Origin of the sequence: Methylobacterium sp. B1 (assembly GCF_000333255.1) — a bacterium.
GTDB lineage: Bacteria > Pseudomonadota > Alphaproteobacteria > Rhizobiales > Beijerinckiaceae > Methylobacterium > Methylobacterium fujisawaense.
On sequence record NZ_BACT01000201.1, the window covers coordinates 1 to 4,365 of the forward strand.

A 4,365-nucleotide genomic window follows, 5' to 3' on the forward strand; every position below is an offset into this window, starting at 1 on the left:
GGGGTGCAAGCGCGGCGACGCGTTGAGCCGACCGGTACTAATCGCCCGATTGGCTTGATCGCTCTCGTGATCCGTGTCCGGACTGGATCGGCCGCGCAANGGCGGGCGATGCCAGAGACACACGCCACAACGAAGACCCGCAGCGACGACGCTGCATGCTTGCCGAACACAACACTCGACGCCGCAGCACCCTGCGCCGCCGAGTCCCAAAAGAATTGCGATGCGCCGGTCTGGTGGCCTGAGCGGCGTGCCCAGAACCCGATCCCATCTCGAACTCGGCCGTTAAACACGCCAGCGCCTATGGTACTGTGTCTCAAGACACGGGAGAGTCGGTCGCCGCCAGACCCGCCCATCGCAATCGGCATTCCCTCGACACGACACCGATCCGGCCCCGGACGACAGCGCCACCGCCCATCGCGGCAGGCGCCCCGGACACGCCGAAACACTCTTGGCGCGGGGTGGAGCAGCCCGGTAGCTCGTCAGGCTCATAACCTGAAGGTCACAGGTTCAAATCCTGTCCCCGCAACCAAACACACAAACCCGCCGCGCCCAAAAGCGCGGCGGGTTTTTTCGTTCGGCCGACCCCTCTGCGCCGAGGCATCTGAGCTCCCCCGACTTCAGGTCGGCCGCCGCGACGCCCAGAATCCACAGGGCCTCTCGCGCCGCATAGCGCCCGTCACCCGAGAAGGCTCGCTGGAGTTGCTTTCGCCTGCTCGCGATAGCGGCTGGAAATGCATCCTGAGCGCACAATCGACGGGTAACCGCGGGCTTGAAAGCTCTATAGCCCGCGCCGCCGCATCCCTCCGGCTGTAGAAGACGGCCATATCCGACTCGGAAGGACAAAGTGGCAATATCGATTGCGCACAAGCGACGCCCTGGCAGGCATTACTCCTTGAGGTTGAGCGATCAAAATCACTCTTCTTGCGTTGTTTGGACCCTTATACCCCGATCCTGAATTTAAGACTTGACCCATCTTCGGAATGCGATTGTATCAGGCGCCCGAATCGCGACGCAGTGCTTGCGTTCTGGCGAGCTTCGTCATCACGAGAAGGCAACGCACGAGACATGGCTCAGTCGACCGACGGTTCCCTCCGCTTCGTCACTCTCGCCTCTGAGATCGTCTCGGCCTATGTGAGCCACAATCACGTGCAGAGCGCGGATCTGCCCGGCCTCCTCAACGAGGTGCATGCGGCGATCCGAGGGATCTGCGATGCCGGCGCCCCCACCCCGGCCACCAAGGCGACCCCGCAGGAAATCCGGCGCTCGATCACCTCGGATTTCCTGATCTCCTTCGAGGATGGGAAGCCCTACAAGACGCTGCGCCGCCATCTCACCCTGCGCGGCCTGACCCCGGAGGCCTACCGCGCCAAGTGGGGCCTCGCCCCCGACTACCCGATGACCGCGCAGAGCTATTCCGAGCAACGCTCGCAGCTCGCCCGCTCCCTGGGACTGGGGCAGCCGCGCGCGGCGACGGCGGCGCCGGCCCCCGAGCCTGAGCCCGCGCCGCAACCCATCGGGAAGCGGCGGACCCGTAGCAAGGAGGCTGTCTGACGACGCACCGCTTGCCGTGAAGGTGTCGTCGCCCTGCCGCAATCGGCCTCGATAGCGTAGGGCCACAAGGTGCGCCTGCCTTCTCTCGGCCTGGACGGCGCGCCCGCCCCGACGCCGGAGACCTGCATGCTGACCCGCCTCACCCTGCCCGCCCTCGTCGCAGCCCTGCTGGCCGCCAGCCCGGCCGCGGCGCAGATGGCGCGTACGGAGACCCGGGAGCCTGCGAAAGACGGCACGGCGAAGGTCGTGCCCCTCAGCAAGGCCGACGTGCAGCTCTCCTTCGCCCCCGTGGTGAAGCGGGCCGCGCCCTCGGTGGTGAACGTCTACGCGTCCCACGTGGACAAGCGCTCCAGCGCGCGCACCAGCGCCATGGAGGAGTTCATGCGCCGCTTCTTCGGCGAGCCGGAGGGCGGCCGCGGGCCCCGGGGCGACCGGGCGCAGCGGTCCCTGGGCTCGGGGGTGCTGGTCGATGCCGACGGGCTCGTGATCACCAACAACCACGTCATCGACAACATGAACGAGGTTCGGATCGCCCTGGCGGACCGGCGCGAGTTCGAGGCCACGATCGTGATGCGCGACACCCGCACCGATCTCGCGGTGCTCAAGATCAAGGAACCGCCGAAGGGCCTCGTGCCGATGCCGTTCGGCGACGCCGACGCCCTCGAGGTCGGCGACTTCGTGATGGCGATCGGCAACCCGTTCGGCGTCGGCCAGACGGTGACGCAGGGCATCGTCTCGGCGCTGGCGCGCACGCAGGTCGGCTCGGCGGACTATCAGTATTTCATTCAGACCGACGCGGCGATCAACCCGGGCAATTCGGGCGGGGCGCTGGTCGATCTGCGCGGCCAGCTCGTGGGCATCAACACCGCGATCTACTCGCAGTCGGGCGGAAGCCACGGCATCGGCTTCGCGATTCCCGTGGGCATGGTCAAGGCCGTGGTCGATGCCGCCCGCGACGGCGCGGGCATCGTGCGCCGGCCCTGGCTCGGCGCGCGCATCCAGAGCGTGACCCCCGACATCGCCGACAGCATGGGCCTCGACCACCCGACCGGCGTGCTGGTGGCGAGCCTGCAGGCCAAGAGCCCCGCCGAGGAGGCGGGCCTGAAGCGCGGCGACCTGATCCTCACCGTCGACGGCCAGGAAGTCGCCGACCCGGAGGCCTTCGGCTACCGCTTCGCCCTCAAGGGCATCCAGGGCAACGCCCGGTTCGGGATCCTGCGCGGCACGACCCGCCAGACGGTGGCGGTCAAGCTCGCTCCGGCGCCGGAGACGCGGCCGCGGGACATGCTCAAGGTGAAGACCCGCTCGCCGTTCCTGGGCGCGACGCTCGTAAACACCTCGCCCGCGGTGGCCGAGGAGATGCAGGTCGATTTCCCCGCCGACGGTGTGGCCGTGCAGGCCGTGGACGAGAACTCCATCGCCGCCCGGGTGGGGCTGCAGAAGGGGGACGTGATCGTAGCGGTCAACGGCGTGCCGATGGCGACCACCAAGGATCTCGACCGGGTCACCCGCAACAGCCTCAATTCCTGGGAAGTGGCGATCAACCGCAACGGCGAGGTCCTGACCTCGGTGTTCGGCGGCTGATCCCGGGCGAGCCCGGCACCGGCTCGCGACCGTGGGCAAGCGTGGGCAAGGTCGGGCGCGCCGCTTGCGCCGCCGGTCGCGCCCGGTGTTGATGCGCAGATGTCCGACCTGTTCGCTTCCGCGGAGCCGCCCTCCGCGCCGGATTCCGGCCGCGCCTCCGGCACCGAGGCGGGCCGCCCCCTCGCAGACCGCCTGCGGCCGCAGAGCCTTGCCGAGGTCGTCGGCCAGGAGCACCTGACCGGGGAGGGCGGGGCGCTCACGCGCCTGCTGCGCGGGCGCAGCCTCGGCTCGCTGATCTTCTGGGGACCGCCCGGCACCGGCAAGACCACCGTGGCGCGGCTGCTGGCACAGGGCACGGACCTGCATTTCGAGCAGATCTCGGCGATCTTCTCGGGCGTGCCCGACCTGCGCAAGGTGTTCGAGGCCGCGCGCAAGCGCCGGGCGACCGGACAGGCGACCCTGCTGTTCGTCGACGAGATCCACCGGTTCAACCGGGCGCAGCTCGACGCCTTCCTGCCGGTCATGGAGGACGGCACCGTCACGCTGGTGGGGGCGACGACGGAGAACCCCTCGTTCGAGCTGAACGCCGCGCTCCTGTCCCGGGCCCGGGTGCTGCTGTTCCGGGCCCTCGATCCGGGCGCCATCGCGCGGCTGCTGGTGCGGGCCGAGGCGCTGACGGGCCGAGCCCTGCCGCTCACCGAGGAGGCGCGCGGCGTGCTGGTCCGCATGGCCGACGGCGACGGGCGGGCGGCCCTGACCCTGGCGGAGGAGGTGTGGCGCTCGGCGCAACCGGGGGAGACTCTCGACGCGGAGGCCCTGCAGGCCATCGTGCAGCGGCGGGCGCCGATCTACGACAAGGCGCAGGAGGGCCACTACAACCTGATCTCGGCCCTGCATAAGACCGTGCGCGGCTCGGATCCGGACGCGGCGCTCTACTACCTCTGCCGGATGCTCGATGCCGGGGAGGACCGGCTGTTCATCGCCCGCCGGCTGGTGCGCATGGCGGTGGAGGATGTCGGGCTCGCCGACCCGCAGGCCCTGGTGGTGGCCAACGCCGCCAAGGACGCCTTCGACTTCCTCGGCAGTCCGGAGGGGGAGCTGGCGCTCGCCCAGGCGGCGATCTACCTCGCCTGCGCGCCGAAATCGAACGCGGTCTACACCGCCTACAAGGCCGCGACCCGGCTCGCCAAGGAGGCGGGCTCCCTGCCGCCGCCGCGGACCATCCTCAAC

The 4,365-nt window shown here is 69.5% G+C and carries 3 protein-coding genes, 1 tRNA gene and 1 rRNA gene; all 5 read left to right on the forward strand.

Features of this window, described 5'->3' with window-relative positions:
* The first annotated feature begins 229 nt into the window (after positions 1–229).
* A 5S ribosomal RNA gene (gene rrf, locus I53_RS05365) occupies positions 230–345 on the forward strand.
* Positions 346–452: 107 nt separating this feature from the next.
* Positions 453–529, forward strand: a tRNA-Met gene (locus I53_RS05370).
* A 536-nt stretch (positions 530–1,065) separates the two neighbouring features.
* Complete coding sequence (locus I53_RS05375; protein WP_043347515.1) at positions 1,066–1,551, forward strand: MucR family transcriptional regulator; 486 nt, start codon at positions 1,066–1,068, stop codon at positions 1,549–1,551.
* 126 nt (positions 1,552–1,677) lie between these two features.
* Entirely contained in the window at positions 1,678–3,135 is a 1,458-nt protein-coding gene (locus I53_RS05380) for a Do family serine endopeptidase (RefSeq protein ID WP_043347519.1), read from the forward strand.
* Positions 3,136–3,234: 99 nt separating this feature from the next.
* Positions 3,235–4,365: replication-associated recombination protein A (locus tag I53_RS05385; protein WP_043347518.1), on the forward strand; the 1,131-nt coding region annotated here is incomplete at its 3' end.